This window comes from Haemophilus parahaemolyticus, assembly GCF_018373095.1.
Taxonomy (GTDB): domain Bacteria; phylum Pseudomonadota; class Gammaproteobacteria; order Enterobacterales; family Pasteurellaceae; genus Haemophilus_A; species Haemophilus_A parahaemolyticus_A.
Window position 1 is genome coordinate 1 of record NZ_JAHAHT010000022.1, and the last position, 22,735, is coordinate 22,735.

23 protein-coding genes and 1 tRNA gene are annotated in these 22,735 nt (G+C 42.6%); 13 read left to right on the top strand and 11 right to left on the bottom strand.

The features are described from left to right. Positions 1-15: 15 nt before the first annotated feature. On the bottom strand, positions 16-327 hold the full coding sequence (rplU, locus tag KH943_RS03845; protein WP_040218750.1) for a 50S ribosomal protein L21: 312 nt from the start codon (positions 325-327) through the stop codon (positions 16-18). A gap of 265 nt (positions 328-592) precedes the next feature. Here rplU and ispB point away from each other — a divergent pair, with 265 nt between their 5' ends. The 5 genes from ispB (at position 593) to fabG (ending at position 5,102) form a co-directional block, all read left to right on the top strand. Continuing rightward, complete coding sequence (ispB, locus tag KH943_RS03850) at positions 593-1,576, top strand: octaprenyl diphosphate synthase (protein WP_304107809.1); 984 nt, start codon at positions 593-595, stop codon at positions 1,574-1,576. A gap of 9 nt (positions 1,577-1,585) precedes the next feature. After that, positions 1,586-2,482, top strand: coding sequence for an Mrr restriction system protein (locus tag KH943_RS03855; protein WP_304107812.1), 897 nt, complete (start codon positions 1,586-1,588; stop codon positions 2,480-2,482). Positions 2,483-2,491: 9 nt separating this feature from the next. Further along, the gene (locus KH943_RS03860) at positions 2,492-3,238 is read left to right on the top strand and encodes an epoxyqueuosine reductase QueH (RefSeq protein ID WP_304107815.1); all 747 of its coding nucleotides are present in this window, start codon (positions 2,492-2,494) and stop codon (positions 3,236-3,238) included. Positions 3,239-3,355: 117 nt separating this feature from the next. After that, positions 3,356-4,291, top strand: coding sequence for an ACP S-malonyltransferase (fabD, locus tag KH943_RS03865; protein ID WP_304107818.1), 936 nt, complete (start codon positions 3,356-3,358; stop codon positions 4,289-4,291). Between the two features lie 85 nt (positions 4,292-4,376). Beyond that, complete coding sequence (fabG, locus tag KH943_RS03870; RefSeq protein WP_119222415.1) at positions 4,377-5,102, top strand: 3-oxoacyl-ACP reductase FabG; 726 nt, start codon at positions 4,377-4,379, stop codon at positions 5,100-5,102. Positions 5,103-5,140: 38 nt separating this feature from the next. Here fabG and lgt read toward each other — a convergent pair whose 3' ends face one another. The 3 genes from lgt to KH943_RS03885 form a co-directional block, all read right to left on the bottom strand. Further along, positions 5,141-5,932, bottom strand: a complete 792-nt coding sequence (gene lgt, locus KH943_RS03875; RefSeq protein WP_304107822.1) for a prolipoprotein diacylglyceryl transferase — start codon at positions 5,930-5,932, stop codon at positions 5,141-5,143. 93 nt (positions 5,933-6,025) lie between these two features. Next, positions 6,026-6,817, bottom strand: a complete 792-nt coding sequence (locus tag KH943_RS03880) for a sulfite exporter TauE/SafE family protein (protein WP_304107824.1) — start codon at positions 6,815-6,817, stop codon at positions 6,026-6,028. An 8-nt stretch (positions 6,818-6,825) separates the two neighbouring features. Then, the gene (locus tag KH943_RS03885; RefSeq protein ID WP_304107827.1) at positions 6,826-7,398 is read right to left on the bottom strand and encodes an NAD(P)H-dependent oxidoreductase; all 573 of its coding nucleotides are present in this window, start codon (positions 7,396-7,398) and stop codon (positions 6,826-6,828) included. Between the two features lie 185 nt (positions 7,399-7,583). Between KH943_RS03885 and napF the strand changes: the two genes are divergently transcribed. The 8 genes from napF to KH943_RS03925 all read left to right on the top strand — a co-directional run bounded on the left by napF (position 7,584) and on the right by KH943_RS03925 (position 15,886). After that, a complete protein-coding gene (gene napF, locus KH943_RS03890) occupies positions 7,584-8,114 on the top strand; it encodes a ferredoxin-type protein NapF (RefSeq protein ID WP_304107830.1) in 531 nt (176 codons plus the stop codon). A gap of 17 nt (positions 8,115-8,131) precedes the next feature. Continuing rightward, positions 8,132-8,395, top strand: coding sequence for a chaperone NapD (locus tag KH943_RS03895; protein WP_005707085.1), 264 nt, complete (start codon positions 8,132-8,134; stop codon positions 8,393-8,395). Positions 8,396-8,411: 16 nt separating this feature from the next. Continuing rightward, positions 8,412-10,913: a nitrate reductase catalytic subunit NapA gene (gene napA / locus KH943_RS03900; RefSeq protein WP_304107836.1), complete on the top strand. Its 2,502-nt coding sequence runs from the start codon at positions 8,412-8,414 to the stop codon at positions 10,911-10,913. Between the two features lie 198 nt (positions 10,914-11,111). Beyond that, the gene (gene napG, locus KH943_RS03905) at positions 11,112-12,017 is read left to right on the top strand and encodes a ferredoxin-type protein NapG (protein ID WP_119222195.1); all 906 of its coding nucleotides are present in this window, start codon (positions 11,112-11,114) and stop codon (positions 12,015-12,017) included. Then, the gene (gene napH, locus KH943_RS03910) at positions 12,017-12,913 is read left to right on the top strand and encodes a quinol dehydrogenase ferredoxin subunit NapH (protein WP_304107841.1); all 897 of its coding nucleotides are present in this window, start codon (positions 12,017-12,019) and stop codon (positions 12,911-12,913) included. Before napG ends, napH begins: the two co-directional genes overlap by 1 nt. 19 nt (positions 12,914-12,932) lie before the next feature. Beyond that, positions 12,933-13,361, top strand: a complete 429-nt coding sequence (locus KH943_RS03915; RefSeq protein ID WP_005707052.1) for a nitrate reductase cytochrome c-type subunit — start codon at positions 12,933-12,935, stop codon at positions 13,359-13,361. An 11-nt stretch (positions 13,362-13,372) separates the two neighbouring features. Then, on the top strand, positions 13,373-13,978 hold the full coding sequence (locus KH943_RS03920; RefSeq protein WP_304107846.1) for a NapC/NirT family cytochrome c: 606 nt from the start codon (positions 13,373-13,375) through the stop codon (positions 13,976-13,978). Between the two features lie 372 nt (positions 13,979-14,350). Further along, a complete protein-coding gene (locus KH943_RS03925; RefSeq protein ID WP_304107849.1) occupies positions 14,351-15,886 on the top strand; it encodes a YifB family Mg chelatase-like AAA ATPase in 1,536 nt (511 codons plus the stop codon). A gap of 201 nt (positions 15,887-16,087) precedes the next feature. Here the strand turns inward: KH943_RS03925 and miaA are convergent, their stop codons facing one another. The 7 genes from miaA to KH943_RS03960 form a co-directional block, all read right to left on the bottom strand. Next, positions 16,088-17,035 (bottom strand): tRNA (adenosine(37)-N6)-dimethylallyltransferase MiaA, encoded by a 948-nt coding sequence (gene miaA / locus KH943_RS03930; RefSeq protein ID WP_304107851.1) that lies wholly within the window; start codon positions 17,033-17,035, stop codon positions 16,088-16,090. Positions 17,036-17,049: 14 nt separating this feature from the next. Then, positions 17,050-17,811 (bottom strand): biotin--[acetyl-CoA-carboxylase] ligase, encoded by a 762-nt coding sequence (locus tag KH943_RS03935; protein ID WP_304107854.1) that lies wholly within the window; start codon positions 17,809-17,811, stop codon positions 17,050-17,052. A gap of 91 nt (positions 17,812-17,902) precedes the next feature. Beyond that, entirely contained in the window at positions 17,903-19,219 is a 1,317-nt protein-coding gene (locus KH943_RS03940) for an MFS transporter (RefSeq protein WP_304107858.1), read from the bottom strand. Between the two features lie 224 nt (positions 19,220-19,443). Next, the gene (murB, locus tag KH943_RS03945) at positions 19,444-20,469 is read right to left on the bottom strand and encodes a UDP-N-acetylmuramate dehydrogenase (RefSeq protein WP_304107867.1); all 1,026 of its coding nucleotides are present in this window, start codon (positions 20,467-20,469) and stop codon (positions 19,444-19,446) included. 234 nt (positions 20,470-20,703) lie between these two features. Beyond that, positions 20,704-21,270: an acetate uptake transporter gene (locus tag KH943_RS03950; RefSeq protein ID WP_304107861.1), complete on the bottom strand. Its 567-nt coding sequence runs from the start codon at positions 21,268-21,270 to the stop codon at positions 20,704-20,706. 111 nt (positions 21,271-21,381) lie between these two features. Then, positions 21,382-22,422, bottom strand: a complete 1,041-nt coding sequence (locus KH943_RS03955) for an extracellular solute-binding protein (protein ID WP_304107864.1) — start codon at positions 22,420-22,422, stop codon at positions 21,382-21,384. A 222-nt stretch (positions 22,423-22,644) separates the two neighbouring features. Then, positions 22,645-22,720: transfer RNA gene (locus tag KH943_RS03960), tRNA-Val, on the bottom strand. Positions 22,721-22,735: the final 15 nt, after the last annotated feature.

Below are 22,735 nucleotides of genomic sequence, written 5' to 3' on the forward strand. Positions count from 1 at the left end.
TGATCTCCTCTGAAATTATGCTTGAATCCCAGTGATTTTCACTTCTGTGAACCACTGACGATGACCTTGTTGTTTACGGCTGTGTTTACGACGACGGAATTTAACGATTTTAACTTTCTCGCCACGACCGTGGGCGACTACTTCAGCCACTACTTTAGAACCAGCTACTACTGGTGTACCAATTTTAACATCTTCGCCATTAACGACCATTAACACTGAGTCGAATTCAACTTTCTCACCAGTTGCAATTTCAAGTTTTTCTAAACGAACCACTTGACCTTCGCTCACTCGGTGTTGTTTGCCGCCACTTTGGAAAACTGCGTACATATTTACTCCGCTAATTTGTGCCTTTTACGCTCTGCGAGAGACACTTTTAAATTCATATAAAATAGGGTTGCAATTCTACGCAAAAAGAAAACAAAGAGCAAGAACGAATTTTAGAAAATTTGAAAAAATCTTGTTTCCCATATTAGCCAATTTCTTGCTAAAACCGCTTTTTTAACGATTGCTTTATTCGATTTTTAACAAAATTTTGCAGCTAATAGAAAGTGCGGTAAAATCAATCTAATTTTTGGCTTTTAGATAAGAAAAGATGACTCAAAAACTTACCCTCGATCAAATTCAAGCTTTGGCAGCCAATGATATGCAATTGGTAAATGCTGAAATTTTAGCTCAACTGAACTCGGAAGTGCCGCTAATTAATCAGCTTGGCTTTTATATTATTAGTGGTGGTGGCAAACGCATTCGCCCGTTAATTACCGTGCTTGCCGCACGTGCGTTAGGCTACCAAGGCAGCAAGCAAATTACGACTGCCGCATTTATTGAATTTGTGCATACTGCCACCCTTTTACACGATGATGTTGTGGATGAGTCCGATATGCGTCGCGGTCGTGAAACCGCCAATGCCACTTTCGGTAATGCGGCAAGTGTGCTAGTTGGCGATTACATTTATACCCGTTCTTTCCAGATGATGACCTCGGTGGATTCGCTTGAAGTACTTAAAGTAATGTCGGCAGCCACGAATGCGTTAGCAGAAGGCGAAGTTCAGCAACTGATGAATGTGAACGATCCGAATACGACCGAAGAGAGCTATATGCGTGTGATTTACAATAAAACCGCCCGCTTGTTTGAAGCTGCGACTCAATGTGTGGCGATCGTAGCCAATGTAGGTGAAGAAATTGAAACCGCACTCAAAAATTATGGATGCTATTTAGGCACAGCATTCCAGTTAGTGGATGATATTCTTGACTACTCCGCCAATGCCCAAGCTCTCGGCAAAAATGTGGGTGACGATTACGTGGAAGGTAAACCAACGATGCCGCTTCTGCACGCAATGCATCACGGCAATGAAGAGCAAGCAAATTTGATCCGCCAAGCGATCGAAAATGGCGGGAATCGTGAAGATATTGATCAAGTGCTCTCTATTATGGCTGAGCATAAATCGCTCGATTATACGATGGAAAAAGCTAAATCTGAAGCTCAAAAAGCAGTAGATGCGTTAGCGGTATTACCTGAAAGCGAATATAAACAAGCGTTGATTTCATTGGCATACTTATCTGTAGATCGAGCTTATTAAGGTATTTATATGCAATTTGAAGATATGAGTCGAAGCCAACAAGAACGTTTTTTAATGCCTATTTTATTAAAAACGCTTCAAGAATTAGGCGGACAGGCAACGAGAAATGAAATCAAAAATGAGCTTAGAAATTCTGATGAAATTTCAGAAGAAGCAATTGATAAAACTCGTCCTTCCAAAAACGGAATATATCATCCATTTAACTTCGTTTTTAATTTTAGTATTACAAATCTTGAAATGGCAGGGTTTCTTACCTGCCCAAAACGAGGGGACGTTCAACTCACGACAAAAGGCATAATGCAAGATCTTACAAAGCTTGATATTGATAAAGATATTTATGCTTATTCAAATCCAGCTTGGAAGAAACGAAGTAAAAAAAACAAAAAAACTGACTATCCATTAGAAGAAAAGATTGAAGTTGAAGAATCTATCGATCCTAGTGAAGCATGGAAAGAAGAGCTAAAACAAGCTTTACTAAGCATGGAGCCTAAAAAGTTTGAAGCTTTTTGTCGAGCATTGATTAGAAAAATGGGCGTAGAAATTGATAATTCAATCGGTGTTTCTGCTACTAGAGATGGAGGAATTGATGGGTTTGGCTATACAATTTCTGATGATTTTAGGACAACACGTGTTGCAATCCAAGCTAAACGTTGGAATGAAAATCAAGTGATTGGCTCACCTGAAATTGATAAATTTCGAGGAGCAATGGACAAATTCAGAGCAGAATACGGCATTTTTATTTCAACAACTCGCTTTGCTAAAGATGCTTATACGAATGCAAAAAATGAAGGAACAAGAACAATCACTTTAATCGATGGAAATAAAATTATTGAGCTTGTTGAAAAATATCAATTATATATTACGCCAATTACAACCTATCAATTAGGCGACTTTTATAAAAGTTAATTATTAAAAATGACAGAACAAACATTCCAGCCTCAAGAACACAAAGAGGCGTTACCACAAAAACGTAAACTTACCCGCAAAGGCAAAGATCCAAACGCACCATTCGTGCGTCCAAAATTGGAATTACCAAACGGACATAATAAACTTCTGCTTCACTCTTGCTGTGCACCTTGTTCGGGCGAAGTGATGGAAGCGATCCTTGCCTCTGGAATAGAATTTACGATCTATTTTTATAATCCAAACATCCATCCGCTCAAGGAATATATGATCCGCAAAGAGGAAAATATCCGCTTTGCCGAAAAACACAATATTCCCTTTATTGATGTAGATGACGACTACGAAAACGACCGCAAAGAGTGGTTTAGAAAAGCGGAAGGGATGGAATGGGAACCCGAACGAGGCATTCGTTGCACAATGTGCTTTGATATGCGTTTTGAAAAAGCGGCACAATATGCTCACGAGCACGGTTTCCCTGTGTTTACCAGCTGTTTAGGTATTTCCCGCTGGAAAGATATGAATCAAATTAACGATTGCGGACATCGTGCGGCTTCTCATTATGATGATGTGGTTTATTGGGACTATAACTGGCGTAAAGGTGGTGGCTCGCAACGTATGATTGAAATCAGCAAACGCGAACGTTTCTATCAACAAGAATATTGTGGCTGTGTTTACTCTTTGCGCGATTCCAACAAATGGCGTTTGGAAACAGGTCGAAACCGCATTGAAATTGGTAAACTTTATTATTCTCCTGATTAAATCTGCTCCGATGAGCCAAATTTCTCAAAACTGATACACTATTTCTATTTTCAAGCGGTTGAATTTCGCAAAATTTTTGCCAAATCTCACCGCTTCCATTTTACAAGAGGAACAACAATGTCTAATTTTGCAATGGTATTCCCAGGTCAAGGCTCACAAGCGGTTGGAATGCTTGCTGATCTTTCATCACAATATCCAATCGTGGAAGAAACCTTCAAACAAGCAAGCGATGTGCTTGGCTATGATTTATGGGATTTAGTTCAAAACGGCACAGCAGAAGATCTTGGTCAAACGCAACGCACACAACCTGCATTATTGGCTTCTTCTGTAGCACTTTTCCGCATTTGGCAGCAAAAATTCCCTGAAGTAAAACCGTCTGTGATGGCGGGTCACAGCTTGGGCGAATACTCTGCCTTAGTCTGTGCAGGTGTGTTAGATTTCCAAGATGCAATCAAATTAGTTGAACTACGCGGCAACGCAATGCAACAAGCCGTGCCAGCAGGCACTGGTGCAATGTTTGCGATTATCGGCTTAGATAATGAAGCAATCATCAAAGCATGTGAACAAGCAGCTAGCGAAACAGGTGAGATTGTTTCAGCAGTGAACTTCAACTCGCCTGGTCAAGTGGTGATTGCTGGTACGAAAACTGCTGCAACGCGTGCAGGCGAATTATGTAAAGAAGCAGGGGCAAAACGTGCATTGCCATTAGCAGTGAGCGTGCCTTCGCACTGTGCGTTAATGAAACCAGCGGCAGACAAATTAGCAGAAGCATTGCAAAACATCACACTAAATGCACCGCTTGTGCCTGTGATTAACAATGTGGACGTGGCAACCGAAACTGATGCAGATAAAATTCGCGATGCATTAGTTCGTCAACTTTACAGCCCTGTACGCTGGACAGAAATCGTTGAAAAAATGGCAAAAGATGGCGTAACCACGCTATACGAAATCGGTCCAGGTAAAGTATTAACAGGCTTAACCAGCCGTATCGTCAAAGAGCTTTCAGCAAAAGCGGTGAATGATGTGGCGTCGTTTGAGGCTGTAGAAGCATAATTGTAGGGTGGGTTTTAGCCCACTATTGAAAATTTAGAACTATTTTGGTGGGCTGAAGCCCACCCTACGAATAAAGGAAAACACAATGCAAGGTAAAATCGCATTAGTCACAGGGGCAACCCGTGGAATCGGGCGAGCAATCGCAGAAGAATTAAGTGCAAAAGGTGCATTCGTAATCGGCACGGCAACCTCTGAAAAAGGGGCAGAAGCTATTTCAGCTTACTTAGGTGAGAAAGGCAAAGGCTTAGTGTTAAACGTCACTGAGCCAGAATCTATTGATGCTGTTCTAGCCCAAATCAAAGCAGAAGTGGGCGACATTGACATTCTTGTCAACAATGCAGGCATCACACGCGATGGCTTGTTAATGCGTATGAAAGACCAAGATTGGTTCGACATCATTCAAACCAACCTCACCTCGGTTTATCGCTTATCCAAAGCTGTGCTTCGCCCAATGATGAAAAAAGGTGGCCGCATTATCACTATCGGCTCGGTAGTTGGCTCAATGGGTAACCCTGGTCAAACCAACTATTGTGCAGCGAAGGCAGGCTTAGTCGGCTTCTCAAAATCGTTGGCAAAAGAAGTGGCATCACGTGGCATTACCGTGAACGTGGTTGCTCCAGGTTTTATCGCAACTGATATGACAGATGAGCTTAACGAAGCACAAAAAGAAGCGATCTTAAGTCAAATCCCTGCGGGCGAATTAGGCACGGCACAAGATATCGCTAAAGCCGTGGCATTCTTAGCCTCTGACGATGCCCGCTACATCAACGGCGAAACCCTCCATGTGAATGGTGGTTTATATATGAACTAATAAAGTTCATATGCCCCTGAGTGATCAGGGGCATTCTTTTAATCTTTTCGTTTATACGCCCAAAGCATAATCACAATCCCACCAATAATCATCGGGAGTGATAACAACTGACCGCGGGTGATTAAGTCAGCTGCGGTGTTTACTGTTGGATCGAAATCACGTACATATTCCACTAAGAAACGGAACACACCATAGCCAATTAAAAACAAGCCTGCAACCGAACCTGTTGGTCGAGGTTTACGAATAAACACATTCAGCATAATAAACAGCACAACACCTTCGAGGAAAAATTCATAAAGCTGTGAAGGGTGGCGTGGTAAATAACCGCCATTTGGGAACATTACCGCCCAAGGCACATCTGTAACTCTGCCCCAAAGTTCGTCGTTGATAAAATTCCCAATTCGCCCCGCCCCTAATCCAAACGGAATAAGCGGTGCAACAAAATCAGCCGTTTGCCAGAATGAGCGAGCTTGGCGGCGGGAAACCCAAATCATTGCAACAATCACGCCAATTAAGCCACCATGGAATGACATCCCACCTTCCCAAATACGGAAAAGATAAAGCGGGTCTTGCAAAAAATGGCCAAAACTGTAGAAGAATACATCACCAATACGACCACCTAACACCACTCCCCAAAAGCCTGTGTATAGCAGTTGATCGACATTTTCACTTGTCCAAACACCGTGCGAATTTTTTGCTCGACGCATACCAAGCCAATAGGCAAAACCAAAACCGATGAGGTACATTAAACCGTACCAACGCAGTGAAATCGGACCGATGCTGAAAATAATCGGATCGATTTGAGGGAAAGTTAAAAATTGTGAATTCATAGGTTTCCTTATGTGAATTTCTGTGTAATAAGAATTCTGAAACATTCCCCTCTTTAGCAAAGAGGGGATTTTTTAGACGCTGTAAAATAATAGCTAACTCAAAAATATCTTCCCAGCCATCACCAACAACAAGCAAGCAAAACCTTTTTTAAGGATCGGTACAGGCAAGCTATTTGCTGCAGTTGCACCAAGTTTTGAGGTAAAAAATGAAGTCAGTGTAATACCAACTAACGCAGGCAAATACACATAACCAAGTGAAAATTCAGGCAAATCTGGCACACTCCAACCGCTGGCGATAAAGCTAAACATACCCGCCAAGCCTAAAAACGCTCCGCAGAAAGAGGAAGTACCAATTGCGGCTTTCATCTCCACGCCTCGACCATTTAAAAACGGCACAATAAAACCGCCGCCACCAATGCCCGCAATGCTCGATAACGCCCCGATAATCCCACCTGCGACAACCATACTCTGCTTGGTAAGCGGTCGAATTTTACTTGATTTTTTCAATGAGAAAATCATCTTGCCCGCCATATAGACCACCATCACTGCAAAGAGTTTCTTCGCTAGTTGGGCATCTAAACCGCTGATAAACAGCCCACAAAGAAAGACGGAAATCATAATAGAAGGCAGCAACACTTTCGCGATGCCTAAATCGACATTACCCAACTTATGATGGCGTTGTGCGGAAGAAAACGCGGTAATGACGATGGTTGCAAAGGAAGTACCAAGTGCCGCCGACATCAAATGTTCAGGCGGCACGCCCACCATCGGGAAAAGATAAACCAATGCGGGCACAATAATTAGCCCGCCGCCAATGCCAAATAAACCTGCCAGAAAGCCGATGAATAAGCCGAGTATTAGGCAGCTGATAAAAAATGTAAGCATAGTAACTCCTAACGTAACATCTCCTGTGTTTTGGTTTTCACCCCCTCCAATACCGTTGAATAATCCACGGTTGGAATGCCTGTGCCGCCTAAAAAGTGCATTTGCACGTTTTCCACACCACAGAAGTTAAATAAACCGTTGCCAAGTGTGTGGTCAAGCGATTGCAAAAAACCTTTTTGTTCATATTTTTCATTGGTATTACCCATCGTTACGAACTGTTGAATTTTCTTGCCTTTGAGCAAGCCAATAGTCTCTTTGCCTGTTTGGTAAGCAAAGCCGTGGGTTAATACGCGGTCGATGTAACCTTTTAAAATTGCGGGGAAACCCATCCACCAAAGCGGGTAAACGAAGGTAATCAAATCCGCTTCTTTCCAGAGGACCTGTTCGGCTTGCACATCTTCTTCGTATTGTTTGCTGAAGGTGTTGATACACTCTTGCCATTTCAACACGGGCGGGAAATTTCTGGCATTGAGGTCGCGAATAATGACCTTATGCCCTTTGGAAGCCTCAACCACCTTTTGCAAAACCGCTTGGTTGAAACTTTCAGGATTGGGATGAGCATAGATAATAAGATGGGTCATATTGTGTTCCTTTTGTTATTTGCTTTTAGTACATTTTACCTGCGAAACAAAATTTTCTCTATCGTTCTTTGATTCTCATCAATAAAAGGAAGATTAGCTTTTTAAATACCCCTTTCAGGTGATAAGGGAAAAATCGGAAAAATTGGATAATATCCATCCAATATTCTGTAAGAGAAAAATCTGTTTTGAGTGATTTAACCGATCAACATTTGCCACGACGTGCTTTTTTACGCGGGCAATTTTTAAATACGCTGAAAACAGAGCAAACCCAGCTGCAAGGCTATTCGGCAGTTCGTCCACCTTGGGCGGATTTGGCAAATTTCTTGGAAAAATGCACCGCTTGCGGGCAGTGTGTAACAGCTTGTGAAACCAAGATTATCAAGCAAGGTGCGGGCGGTTTTCCAGAGGTGGATTTTACTCTTGGCGACAAGGAGTGCACCTTCTGCGAAAAATGCGTAAAAGTGTGTCCAGAGCCTGTTTTTTTGCTAACCAGCGAAGCGGCTTGGTCACATAAGGTGGAAATTTCCGAGCAATGTTTATTGCAACGAAAAATCGAGTGTCGTTCTTGTGGTGATTATTGCCCTGAGCGAGCCATTCGATTCCGTCCAAGTTTAGGCGGAATGGCAACATTATCTTTAGATTTAACCGCTTGTAACGGCTGTGGGGCTTGTTTAAGTGTTTGCCCAACCAAGGCAATTAGCCTTGTGGATAATTAATATTTTAGTGATTTCTGATGAGTCAATTTAGCGAAAACGAAAATTGGTATGTGTGTAGCATTGTAGTGCAAGCCAGACCAGAAAAATTAGAGCAGGTGAAAGCTGAGATTTTAGCCATCCCAACGGCAGAAATCCATGGTGAGAAACCTGAGGAGGGAAAATTGGTGGTGACTCTTGAAAGTAATCGTCAATTAGCTCTTGCTGATTTAATGGATGAAATTAAAGGCATTTCAGGTGTGATTGTAGTGTCATTAATTTCAAATTATTTAGATGAAAAATAATAGCGTGGGAAAAATTATGGAACTCAATCGTAGAGATTTTATGAAAGCCAATGCAGCGATGGCGGCAGCGGCGGCAGCGGGAATGACTATTCCTGTTAAAAACGTCTATGCGGAAGATATAGGCATTAAGTGGGATAAAGCACCTTGTCGCTTCTGCGGAACAGGTTGTAGCGTATTGGTAGGAACCAAAGATGGTCGTGTAGTTGCGACTCAAGGTGACCCAGATGCAGAAGTAAATCGTGGGTTAAACTGTATCAAAGGTTACTTCCTTTCAAAAATTATGTACGGTGCAGACCGTGTGCAAACGCCTTTATTGCGTATGAAAGATGGCAAATTCCACAAAGAAGGTGACTTCACGCCTGTGACTTGGGATCAGGCTTTTACCATTATGGCTGAGAAAGTAAAAGATACTTTGAAGAAAAAAGAGCCGAATTCTGTCGGTATGTTCTCTTCGGGTCAAACCACGATTTTTGAAGGCTATGCGAAAGTGAAACTGTGGAAAGCAGGTTTACGTTCTAACACTATCGACCCGAATGCCCGTCACTGTATGGCATCGGCAGCGGTAGCTTTTATGCGAACCTTCGGTATGGATGAACCAATGGGTTGCTATAACGACATCGAAAAAACTGATGCTTTTGTGCTTTGGGGCTCTAATATGGCAGAAATGCACCCTATTTTATGGAGTCGTATTTCTGATCGCCGTTTATCAAACGACAAAGTGCGTGTAGTGGTAATGTCTACTTTCGAACATCGTTCATTTGAATTGGCGGATACTCCAATCATCTTCAAACCGCATTCAGACTTAGCAATCCTCAACTATATTGCGAACTACATTATTCAAAACGATAAAGTAAACTGGGATTTCGTCAACAAACACACTAAGTTTAAACGTGGTGAAACCGACATCGGTTACGGCTTACGCCCAGAACATCCGCTTCAAAAAGCGGCGAAAAATGTAAAAACCGCGGGCAAAATGTACGATTCTGACTTTGAAGAATTCAAGAAAATAGTTGCTCCTTACACGCTTGAAAAAGCACACGAAATGTCTGGCGTACCGAAAGATCAGCTTGAAACACTTGCAAAAATGTATGCAGATCCGGAGAAAAATATTGTTTCTTACTGGACGATGGGCTTTAACCAACACACTCGCGGTGTGTGGGTAAACCAAATGATGTATAACGTTCACTTACTTACAGGTAAAATCTCAAAACCAGGTTGTGGACCGTTCTCGCTAACAGGTCAGCCATCAGCTTGTGGTACGGCACGTGAAGTAGGGACTTTCGTACACCGTTTACCAGCGGATATGGTGGTCACCAACCCTAAACACGTTGAAATTGCTGAGAAAAAATGGAAATTACCAAAAGGCACGATCCCAACTGTGCCAGGCTATCCAGCAGTACAACAAAGCCGCGCCTTAAAAGATGGCAAGATGAATTTCCTATGGCAGATGTGTACCAACAATATGCAAGGTGGTCCAAATATTAATGAAGAAATTTTCCCAGGCTGGCGTAACCCTGAGAACTTCGTCGTGGTTTCAGACCCTTACCCATCAGTTTCTGCGGTGGCGGCAGACTTAATTCTTCCAACCTGTATGTGGGTAGAAAAAGAGGGTGGTTATGGTAACGCAGAGCGTCGTACACAGTTATGGCGTCAACAAGTCAAAGGCCCAGGCGAATCTCGTTCAGACTTATGGCAAATCGTGGAATTCTCTAAATACTTCAAAACTGACGAAGTATGGGGCGAAGAATTATTAGCACAAATGCCTGAATATCGTGGCAAAACACTTTATGAAGTGCTTTACGAAAATGGCGAAGTAAACAAATTCAAGGTGCCAACCGATATTCCTGGTTATCTCAACGATGAAGCGGATCACTTCGGTTACTACTTACAAAAAGGCTTGTTTGAAGAATATGCTTCATTCGGTCGCGGTCACGGTCACGACTTAGCCTCATTCGACACTTATCACCAAGTGCGCGGTTTACGCTGGCCAGTGGTGAAAGATGAAAAAACAGGCGAATTTAAAGAGACCTTATGGCGTTACCGCGAAGGCTTCGACCCATATGTGAAAGCGGGCGAAGACGTGGCATTCTATGGATATCCAGACAAAAAAGCGATTATCTTAGGTGTGCCGTATGAGGGTCCTGCGGAAAGCCCAGACGAAGAGTACGATTTATGGCTCTGTACAGGTCGTGTGTTAGAACACTGGCACACAGGTACAATGACTCGTCGCGTGCCTGAATTGCACCGTGCCTTCCCGAACAACTTAGTGTGGATGCACCCAGCGGATGCGAAAAAACGTGGCTTACGTCACGGTGATAAAGTGAAACTCATTACCCGTCGCGGTGAAATGATTTCACACTTAGACACCCGCGGTCGTAACAAATGCCCAGAAGGTTTGATTTTCACCACCTTCTTCGATGCAGGTCAGTTAGCCAATAAATTAACCTTAGATGCAACCGACCCTATTTCAGGCGAAACCGATTACAAAAAATGTGCGGTGAAAGTGGTTAAGGCGTAAATATACTCCCCTCTTTAGAAAAGAGGGGCAGGGGGAGATTTGATTACGATGTCTCATCTCCTATGAGGTTGAAGTTACTTCTGCCAAATCTCCCCTAACCCCTCTTTGCTAAAGAGGGGGATCTATATCACCAAGCGGGCAATTTCCGCAAATCTTTTGCAAAATCCGACCGCTTGAATACCACAAAAAGGAAACGCTATGAAACTAGATCCAAACCGCCGTCAATTTTTGAAAAATGTGACACGAACTGCGGCAGGGGTATGTGGAGCAGGCGTTATTCTTGGATTGCAACAACAGCAAGCTAAGGCGAAAGAAGGCGTGGCTTTGCGTCCACCTGGGGCGTTACCAGAAAATGAATTCTTAGCCGCTTGTACCCGTTGTGGGCAGTGTGTGCAGGCGTGTCCTTACGATATGTTGCACTTAGCTTCGCTGATTGCTCCGATGGAAGCAGGAACGCCGTATTTTGTGGCACGCGATAAGCCTTGCGAAATGTGTCCCGATATTCCTTGTATGAATGCTTGTCCGAGTGGTGCATTAAGCGAAGAGCTTAAAAATATCAACGATGCCCGTATGGGCTTGGCTGTGTTACTTGACCACGAAACCTGCCTGAACTGGCAAGGATTGCGTTGCGATGTGTGCTACCGAGTTTGTCCGCTGATTGACAAGGCGATTACGCTTGAGAATGTCCATAACGATCGCACAGGCATTCACGCCAAATTGATTCCAACCGTGCATTCTGATGCTTGCACAGGCTGCGGTAAATGTGAACAAGCATGTGTGTTAGAAGAGGCGGCGATTAAAGTACTTCCAATGGATTTAGCCAAAGGCTTGCTCGGTCGCCATTATCGCTTAGGTTGGAAAGAGAAACAGAATGCAGGTAAAGCTCTAATTGAGGAACAGCACCCTGATGGATTGCGTCCGCAGTTTGAGGCAAGAATGCCAGAGGGGATGAGTGAAGCAAGCTATAAACCAATGCAAGTGAAGCCAAATCAGAAAGTGGCAACACCAAGCCGTGCTTCTATGGATTATGTGCCAAGTTCAACCACTGTGCCAGAAGCGGAACATTTCCCAAATTTAGACTTAAACATTAAGGGGGTGAAATAGTGGCAGTTGCTCCAAAATATACCCCAAATAAACCCAAAGATGCGGGCTTAGAAGCTCGGCAAAAATTGGGATGGTGGCGAGCTTATCGCTTCTTGATTTTAAGACGGCTCAGCCAATTAAGCATCATTTTGATGTTTTTGAGCGGGCCGATGTGGAATATCTGGATCTTAAAAGGCAATTATAGCTCGAGTATGTTATTCGACACCGTGCCACTGACTGATCCACTGATTACCGCAGAAAGTTTAGCCACAGGTTACTTGCCTGAAATGACTACGCTTATCGGTGCGTTCATCATTGTGCTGTTTTATGCGGTGGTGGCAAGCAAAGCCTTTTGTAGCTGGGTTTGTCCAATGAATATAGTGACCGATGCCGCTGCGTGGCTCAGACGCAAACTCGGCATTCGTCAATCGCTAAAAATCTCCCGCGAATTACGTTATGTGATTCTAGGTGTGATTTTAGTCGGCAGTGCTTTCACAGGCTCGCTGCTGTGGGAGTGGATTAACCCCGTCGCTGCTCTTGGACGTGTTTTTGTTTATGGCTTAGGAGCAACGCTCTGGCTAGTTGCAGTTATTTTCCTGTTTGACTTGTTGGTTGCCGAACACGGCTGGTGCGGCCATCTCTGCCCGATTGGGGCAATGTATGGCGTAATTGGAGCAAAAAGTTTAGTGAAAGTGAATGTGGTGGATCGCAACCGTTGCGACCGCTGTATGGACTGCTACAACGTCTGCCCAGAGCCACAAGTGTTGCGTATTCCACTGCACGGTAAGCCTGAAGATAGCCCTATTGTCTTGGCGAAAGATTGTATTACTTGCGGACGTTGCATTGATGTCTGCGCTGAAAATGTTTTTGCATTTGGTTCTCGGTTTGAGAAGCAGATTAACATTAAAAATTTGTAAAATTGTAATGGAGTGATTTATGAAAAAATTCCTTGCTGTAATGCTAATGGCACTTTCGGGTGTAGCTTTAGCAGATGCCCCAAAAGTGGCAAATAATATTGAAGGTGCGGCAGAAAGTATTGCCCCAGCCTTTACCACCCCTCCTAAAGATGTGGGTAATATTCCGATTACTTTCCCACACCAGCCGCCACTCGTGCCACACAGCATTCGTGGTTTACAAGTAACGAAAAATGCCAACCAATGTTTGGGCTGCCACTCACCTGATGTTGCCCCAACTACAGGTGCACCACGTGTGCCAGAAAGCCATTTCTTAGATCGCGATGGCAAACGCACTGAAGGTACATCACCGCGCCGTTACTTCTGCTTACAATGCCACGTGCAACAAGCAAACGTAAACCCAATTATTCAAAATAAATTTGACACTATTCGCCAGGCACAAGGCAAATAAGGAGCAACGAAATGATTAAAAAAATTTGTACTTGGCTTCGTACGCCGAGTAAATTAGCAATTGGTACATTGATTCTTATCATCGGTGTTGGCACCTTAATTGCCTCAGCTGGCTTTAACAAAGGGATGGAAATGACTAACACAGAGCAGTTCTGTTCGGATTGTCATATGAACGATGTTGTGCCTGAATATCAAGCCTCCATTCACTTCAGCAACCGTTCAGGCGTGAAAGCGATCTGTTCTGACTGCCACGTGCCACACGAATTTGTGCCGAAAATGATTCGCAAAATGCAGGCTTCGACTGAAGTTTATGCACACATTACGGGCAAAGTGGATACCAAAGAGAAATTCGAAGCACACCGCTTAGAAATGGCAGAACGTGAATGGGCACGTATGAAAGCCAACAACTCAAAAGAGTGCCGCAACTGCCACAACTTTGACGATATGGACTTCACCCAACAAAAAACGGTAGCACAACAAATGCACGCCTTGGCACAAGAGCAAAACAAAACTTGTATCGACTGCCATAAAGGTATTGCCCACAATCTGCCACATATGGAAAAAGTCCAACAATCCTTTATTCCAGCAGATATGATTAAAGCGGAAGAGAAGAAATAATTTCTATAGCTAGAAACAACAAGCGGTTCAATTTGGTAAAAGTTTTACCATTTTGAACCGCTTTTTATATGCCTTAAATTTAATATTACGTTAAAATAATTAGCCAATATCATGACTATTCGAGTGACTCTTTATCAAAAAAGAGGCTGGAATAATACACGAAAAGACCCAAAAAAAACAATTTCAGATTAAAAAATAATCTGCTTTAAGTTGCATAAATATTTTGACTAAATTGCTGGTAAGTCTGATAAAAAATCAGCAAAAACAAGCACTCTCTTACTATTTTTGTGATCTCACTCGAAAATCTAAACATTTCTGCTTGGTGATTTTGCTCTCTCTTTTTATGCTGTTGCGATTAAAAATGGAGAGATTATGTCTTTAGCAATTGTTTATAGCCGAGCTTCTATTGGCGTGGAAGCTCCTTTAGTCACGATCGAAGTGCACATTAGCAACGGCAGCCCGAAAATGACCATTGTTGGCTTACCTGAAACTACAGTGAAAGAAGCAGCAGATCGCGTGCGAAGTGCTTTGATTAATGCCAATTTTTTCTATCCACCGCAACGCATTACCATCAATCTTGCACCTGCTGATTTACCAAAAGAAGGCGGACGTTTCGATTTGCCAATTGCCATTGGTATTCTTGCTGCATCAGGGCAGATTGATTCAGACTTGCTTAAACGCTTTGAATTTTTAGGTGAGTTGGCTCTTACTGGTTCTTTGCGAGGCGTACAAGGAGCGATTCCTGCAGTGATTTCCGCAGAGAAAGCAAAACGCCAGATGATTTTAGCCAAGCAGAATGCGAATGAGGCTTCGCTTGTTTCTAATGCTAAAACGTATTTTGCCCATTCGCTATTGCAAGTGGTCAATTTTCTTAACCGACGAGATACACTCCCTGTTGCCCAAGACATTCCGCAAAATAGCGAAGAAAATACACCGCTTGTTAAACGTGATCTGACCGATATTATTGGGCAACAACACGCCAAGCGAGCCTTAACAATTGCTGCAGCTGGGCAACATAATCTGCTTTTTCTCGGCCCTCCAGGTACAGGCAAAACAATGCTTGCCAGCCGTTTGGCAGATCTTTTGCCTGAGATGTCGGATGAAGAAGCGATTGAAACGGCATCCATTACAAGCCTTGTACAAAATGAACTGAATTTTACTAATTGGAAAGATCGCCCATTTCGTGCACCGCACCACAGTGCTTCAATGGTGGCGTTAGTTGGCGGGGGAACGATCCCAAAACCTGGCGAAATATCGCTCGCCCATAATGGCGTTTTATTCTTGGATGAGCTTCCAGAATTTGAGCGTAAAGTGTTAGATGCGCTACGCCAGCCGTTGGAATCAGGTGAAATCATTATTTCGCGTGCTAATGCCAAGGTGCAATTTCCCGCTCGTTTTCAGCTAATTGCTGCGATGAATCCAAGCCCAACAGGACATTATCAAGGTACGCACAACCGTACTTCACCACAGCAGGTCATCCGTTATTTGAACCGTTTATCAGGACCATTTTTAGACCGCTTCGACCTCTCAATTGAAGTCCCACTTTTACCGCAAGGGGCGTTGCAAAGTGGCAATGAGAATCGAGGGGAGACAACAGCACAAGTGCGAGAACGAGTGTTAAAAGCAAGGGATATTCAGTTTAAGCGTGCAGGGAAAATCAATTCTCAGCTTAATACTCGAGAAATCGAGCGAGATTGTGCTTTATCGCCACAAGATGCGTTGTTTTTAGAAAGTGCTTTAACAAAGCTAGGCTTATCGGTGCGGGCTTACCACCGTATTTTAAAAGTTTCCCGAACCATTGCTGATTTAGCTGGCGAAGAGCAAATTAAACAAATGCATTTAGCAGAGGCTTTAGGTTATCGAGCAATGGATCGATTATTGCAAAGGTTGCATGGAGAAGTGTCGTAATCGTTTACCAGCCTATGAAAATGTACGAAAAAGATTGAAGTAAAACAAAGATAGCAAAATGGCGAGATCATCTCGCCATTTCAGATTATTAACAAAGTCCTTTTGGTGTAGAGCGGAATTTAGTCCGCTATTTGAACCCTTTGCTTTTATTATTGACAGGCTGAAGTCCGCCCCACGAGAAATGTCAACTTTTTAGTTTTATCAGCAATCTGAAATGATCGAATTTTCCCACCTTTCCAACACAACGTCTTGCGCCCTTTCAGGCTGCAAACTATCCAACCACGTAATTTCACTTTGCCAGCCACGCAACCAAGTGATTTGGCGTTTTGCAAGCTGGCGAGTGGCACAAATGCCTTTGAAAATCGCTTCATCAAGCGAAATATTGCCCTGCAGATATTCCCACATTTGGCGGTAGCCCACACAACGAATAGACGGCAAATCAATATTCAAATCGCCGCGCTCGAATAGCTTTCGTACTTCTTGTTCAAAACCAAGCGCAATCATTTTATGAAAGCGCTGCTCAATGCGTTGATGTAACACAGCCCGATCTTCAGGGGCGATAGCAAATTGCAATACATCATAGGGCAAACTTTCGCCTTGTTGGGCAGTGAGTTCAGTCATCGTTTTACCAGTAATGTAGAACACTTCCAACGCACGGTTGATACGCTGGCTGTCGTTGGGATTGATACGATTTGCCGAAACAGGATCGATGACCATCAAATCTTGGTGCAAAGCTCCCCAACCAAATTCTGCTGCTTTTTGTTCAATTTTAGCTCGCACTTCACTATTAGCAGAAGGTAGCGGCGAAAGCCCTTCAATCAGAGCTTTGTAGTAAAGCATCGTGCCGCCAACGAGCAACGGAATTCGACCGCTTGCAGTGATTTCTGCCATCTCTTTTAAGGCATCGGCTCGGAAATTCATAGCAGAATAGCTTTCCGCTGGGTCTAAAATATCGATCAGGCGGTGCGGTGCTTTTGCCAATTCCTCAGGGCTTGGCTTTGCTGTGCCGATATCCATTCCCTTATAAATCAAGGCGGAATCTACACTAATCACTTCCACTGGCAGGCTTTCACGCAAGGCAATTGCCAAGTCAGTTTTGCCCGAAGCGGTCGGGCCCATTAAAAAAATCGCTTTAGGTTTATTATTCATCTTTTATTCTATTTTTATTCTGATCTGAGCGACATCTCGCCAATCGCAAAAGCATTCAATTCGCCATTTTGCTCAAGCAATAACTCGCCTTGTTCGTTAATACCACGTGAAGTACCGTGAATTTCGTGATCGTTGGCAATCAATTTAACAACTCGATTTTGGAAAATATCGAATGCTTGCCAACGCTCTTGATAGTGAGAGAAGCCAACAAGCGGGTAAATTTTCAAGTTTTTTTGCAATGCCTGCACTAAATCGCAGACGAGTTTATTACGGTCGAAATGGTATTGCGAAAGATCTGACCACGCTTGCGTGACGATTTTCTCATCCACTTGCGTCATTCCTAAATTCAGCCCGATTCCAATCACCAAATGAATACCCTCTCGGTTAGCTTTAGTTTCAATCAGAATCCCACCCATTTTTTTGCCTTGGTAATAGACGTCATTCGGCCATTTGATCTGAATATCTTGCACATTTTGGGCTTGTAGAGCTTCGGCAATAATCAGCGAAACAACCAAGCTCAACGCAGGTAAATTGTCTAATTCTTCTTGTTTGTAATGCCACAGAATTGAGAAATAAAGGTTCTCACTTTCAGGTGAAAACCATGTTCTGCCTCGTCTACCCCGACCTGCGGTTTGGGTTTCCGCAAGACAAACCGTACCTTGTTCTAACGTTTGATAATGTTCAAGCAAGTAAGCATTAGTAGAGTTAATTTCATCGAACACAAAGGCTTGCCCGCAAAGCAAGGCTTCTTGAATTTGAGATTGATTGAGTTTCATTTTTCTCTCATAGTTTGCATAAAAAATCACCTAGCAATGCGGTTGATCCACAATACTAGGTGAAAATCATATCATATTATTTAAGCTAAAATTAGGCTTTCGTTAAGTCTAAATCTTTGGTTTCTTTTGATGCCCATAAAGCGATAAAGGTAATCAATGCATTTACCGCTAAATAGATGCCGACACCTAAGATCCCGTAAGCGGCATTAATTTTGATCGCGAAGGTTGCCGCAATGGTTGCCCCCAAAATTGACGCGAAGTTATACGCCAATGATGCACCAGAATAACGTACTTCTGTTGGGAATAATTCAGGAAGTAATGCTGCCATCGGACCGAAAGTGAAGCCCATTAACACCATACCCACGACAAGGAAGAAGAATACAGACATTGGAGTACCGTTTGATAGGAATAATGGCATAGCTAAGCCGAAAATCCCCATTGCAAAGGTTACCCATAATAAGAATTTACGACGACCAATTCTGTCTGCATAAATGCCCGAAATACTGGTAAAAATCGCAAATACGATAGCATTTAATAACAATAAGCCTGTAAATATATTAGGTGCAATGCCTAAACCCATTGCGTGTCCTGCTTCAGAGAGTTTTGCTGGCGAGCGAGAATACACTTGTGCGAACGCCGTCATAATATAGAACAACACGTAAGTTGCCGTCATAATGAATGTACCAAGAATTAACGGTTTTAAATGATGACGGAAGACCACAGAAACAGGGGCTTTTTGCGTTTTGCCTTGTTGCTCAGCTTCGCGGAATACGTGGCTTTCGTGCAAGGTTAAACGCACCCATAAGCCCACTATAACCAACGCAATTGAAGAGATGAACGGAATACGCCAGCCCCATTCTACTAAGCCTTCATGACCTAAAAAGTAACTTACTAAGAAAAATGAAGCATTTGCTATGAACAACCCAATCGGTGCACCTAATTGAGGGAAAGTACCGTACCACGCACGTTTGCCTTCAGGTGCATTTTCGGTTGCTACTAATGCTGCACCGCCCCATTCGCCGCCTAAGCCTAAACCTTGACCAACACGGCATAAGCAAAGTAAAACAGGTGCCCAAATGCCAATAGTTTCATAGTTTGGCAATAAACCGATCATCACGGTTGAACCGCCCATCAATAATAAAGAGGCAACTAAGGTTTTTTTACGACCGATTCTGTCACCGAAGTGTCCAAATAATGCAGAACCAATCGGGCGAGCAAAGAAAGCTAATGCTAAAGTAGAAAGGGAAAGTAGCTCATCAGAAACTGGATCGCCACTTTTAAAGAATTGCGTGTTAAAGACCAACACAGCCGCTGCTGCATAAATATAGTAATCGAAGAACTCGATTGCAGTGCCGATCATTGAGGCAATTGCCACTTTTTTCGGATCATTACGAAGTTGATTTGACATATTATTTTTCTCAATAAAGTAAAAAGTTCGCAAATCCTACCATTTAAAAATTCTGTGAGCAATGTCATTAAAGCCCATAAAATCGGCAATGCTTTTATAAAATGTTGCAATTTTATGCTTTATTAGAGAAAAATACTATATTTTACAACACAAACAGTTTCCTTATAGAGAATTGAATATTGATAGGTATCATAAAATTTTTTTAATCAATTAAGCGTTAAATATTATCTAGTAATCAACTCACTATCAATTTCGCCATTTTTGCCCATAAAACGCACTTCAGGGTGCAGCTCTACGCCAAATTTTTCACGCACTTGTTGACGAACAGCTTTTGCTAAATTCACCACATCCATTCCCGTAGCGTTTTCTTTGTTAATCAACACCAACGCTTGCTGGGTATGCACGGCTGCTCCGCCTACTTGAAAACCTTTTAAACCGCATTGGTCAATTAACCAACCTGCAGCAAGTTTGACCGTACAATCCGCTTGCGGATAGTTTGGAATGTTCGGATAAGCAGTCTGAATTTGCTGAAAAGTGGCAGCATCGATCACAGGGTTTTTGAAAAAACTGCCTGCATTACCAAATTCATCTGGATTTGGCAATTTGCTCGAGCGTACAGCACACACCTCTTCAAACACTTGCTGAGCCGTTACTGTTTCAGGATCAAACTGTGCCAATGAGCCATAATTCAGCACAGGTTTCCACGCTTTTGGCAATTTCAAACCAACCGCAATAATTGCATATTCGTCTTTGTATTCATGCTTGAAAATGCTGTCTCGATAACCAAAACGGCAGGTTTCTTTGCTTAAGCGGGAACGTTTGCCCGTTGGTAGATGCACAACATCGACAAAATCACACACATTCGCAAATTCTACGCCATAGGCACCGATGTTCTGAATTGGTGCTGAGCCTGCCACACCGGGAATCAAGGCTAAATTTTCTAAGCCGTAAATACCCAGTGAAAGTGCTGTTTTTACGAGTTCGTGCCAATTCTGCCCACCTTGCACGTGCAAATAGTGGAAGTCCGCATCTTCACGCTGTTCAATGCCTTGCATTTTATTGACCAGCACAACACCGTGGAAATCATCGATAAAAAGTACATTCGAGCCTTGCCCTAAAAGCAAAACAGTTTGATTAGCGTGAGTTGCGGTTTGCCACGCAGTTAAAAGTTGTTCGACATTAGTATATTCAATAATTTGGGAAGCCTTAGCAGGCAGATGAAAGGTGTGAAAAGGCGTTAAGCTTTGCATAATGTTTGAATAGTTAAGAATTTGGGGCATTTTAACACAAACAAGCAGCTGATTTTGCAAATCAAAATGCAAAATCAACCGCTTGCGTTTGAACATTGTTTTAACAACTGCACAAAGTGTAAGCATAATGAGTAAGCTTTAAAAATAGGTATAGTAGAGAAAATGAACAGTTTTTGTTTATATGCCCATGAAAAAAGGCTAGTTTTGCAATTAGCCTTATCTTAGAAAATAAGATTATTTCGGTTTACCTACTGGCAACACTTCACAACCAAAGCTATCGTTTATGATGTCTGCTGCCGCTAAGTAGAACGCTAATAATGCAGTTAATAAACCGAAGTTACCGCCAATGTTAGTTAATGTAGTGTTATGCGTGAAATCACCTGCTGCTAATAAGTAGAATGTGATGGTTAATGCTGCAAAAATCGCTTGTAATGCACGTGCTTTAGTGAGTGTGCCGATAAACATCATCAGCGTGAATGTTCCCCATGCGATTAAGTACCACCCCACGAAATCGTGGCTCACGCCTTCAGAGAAGAATACTTTGAATAATGCAAATGAAATCCAGAATGCACCATAGCTAGTAAAAGCGGTAAAACCAAATGTGTTGCCTTTTGAGAATTCAAAAAGACCTGCCAACATTTGTGCTAAGCCACCAAATGCAAAGCCCATTGCCAGTACTAAGCCAACATTTTCGCCGCCGAAAGTACCGTTATTGATGAGGCTTAATAACCAAGTTGTTAATGCAAATCCACATAAACCAAGTGGTGCTGGATTTGCCGTTAAAGAATGTTGATTTGACATGAAAAACCTCAAAGTTTGTCGAGTAAATAAATAACCCTATCCTTTTCATAAGGGTAGGGCTGGAAAATCACATTCTCCCTTTATGGGAGAAAGAATATGAGAGACAAGCGGTTATTTTCCGCCTGTTTTTAGCAAATTCCAGTATTTTTCGTAGATTTCTACAGCTGGACCTACATCCGCTTGTAAAACACCTTTGTTAATCTCCTCACTTGGAGGGAAAATCAACGGATCGCTCGCTAATTCTGGCGAAAGCAATGCTTTCACGCCTTCGTTTGGCATTGAGAAGCCCATGATTTCAATCACTTCTTTCGCACTTTCAGGACGAAGTAAGAAATCGATGAATTTATGTGCTGCTTCTTTATTGGCTGCACCTTTTGGAATCACATAGTTATCCATCCAAAGCACAGCACCTTCTTTCGGGAAGACAAATTGCAAGTCTGGATTTTCGCTTTTCGCACGGTGAGCCGAACCAGACCACTGCATACCTACCGATACTTCGCCTTGCAAATAAGGCATTTCAGGCGAATCTGAGTTAAACACTAACACATTCGGCACAATCGTTTTTAAACGTTCGTAAGCCGCTTTGATTTCTTCTTCATTTTCAGTATTTGGTGATTTACCGTTTAACAACAATGCTATATGGAACACTTCACGCGGGTCGTTCATCAACAATAATTTGCCTTTGTATTCATCACGCCATAAATCGCCCCAGCTGCTGATTGTTTTCGGATCGATATCCGTCGCATTTACTCCAATCCCCGTTAAGCCATACACATAAGGAAGAGAGTATTTATTCTCTGGATCAAATGGCTTACCCATTAAATCAGGGGTAATATTTTTTAAATTGCTGAGTTTAGACTTATCTAATTCCGATAACATCCCCTCTTTTGCCATCTTGCCCACATAGTAGCTTGATGGGAAAACGATGTCATAACCTTTTGATCCAGAAAGTTTTAATTTGGAGTACATCTCCTCGTTACTTTCAAAGGTCGAATAAATCACTTCAATGCCCGTTTCTTTGGTGAATTGTTCCAACAGAGAAGACGGTACATATTCTGTCCAGTTATACACATAAAGTTTTTCTGCCGCATTTGCTACCACAGAAGAAAACGCCATTGCCGTAACAGCTAATTTCGCGAAAAATTTTTTCAATTTTTTGTCCTCTTAATGTAAGAAGTAAAGTGAGAAATAAAAAATGAACCTAGGTTGCTCTATGCTCAATCCATATGCCCAAAAAGCGTGCAATTATAACGAGTAACTTAATGTTTAGCTAGATTTTTATGATAGGGCGAATTTTATTCCTATAACTTAGTAATAAATAAATTTAAAGTTAGGAAAGCAATACTATTGAAGATTAAGAAAATAATTTAGAAGTGGTGGGCGATACCGGTCTCGAACCAGTGACCCCCTCCTTGTAAGGGAGGTGCTCTCCCAACTGAGCTAATCGCCCGAAACTGAAGTTTCG